Source organism: Flavobacterium geliluteum (genome assembly GCF_017948595.1).
In the GTDB taxonomy this organism is placed as follows: domain Bacteria; phylum Bacteroidota; class Bacteroidia; order Flavobacteriales; family Flavobacteriaceae; genus Flavobacterium; species Flavobacterium flavipigmentatum.
Map to the genome: position 1 here is coordinate 1 of NZ_JAGFBV010000096.1, position 257 is coordinate 257.

Consider the following 257-nt stretch of genomic DNA (forward strand, 5'->3'; position numbering starts at 1 on the left):
AATTTAGCTTCTTCAATGGTTGTGAATTTATGCTGATAGATAAGTTCTGCTTTAAGGGTCTTGAAAAAACTTTCAGCTACAGCATTATCCCAACAATTAGCTTTTCTACTCATACTTTGAGTGATTAAAATATTTTTATTAATCAATTTTCTGAATTCTATCGAAGCATATTGTATGCCTCTGTCTGAATGAAAAAGTAAAGGTTCTGTTATTTCTCTTTTTGATACTGCCATTTTCCAAGCTGGAATAATCGTTTG

Annotated in this window: 1 protein-coding gene; it reads right to left on the reverse strand. The window is 30.7% G+C overall.

Annotation, left to right across the window (positions count from 1 at the left end; translation table 11 throughout):
* The coding region (locus tag J3495_RS19575) for an integrase core domain-containing protein (protein ID WP_210668582.1) at positions 1 to 257 on the reverse strand (257 nt) is incomplete at both ends.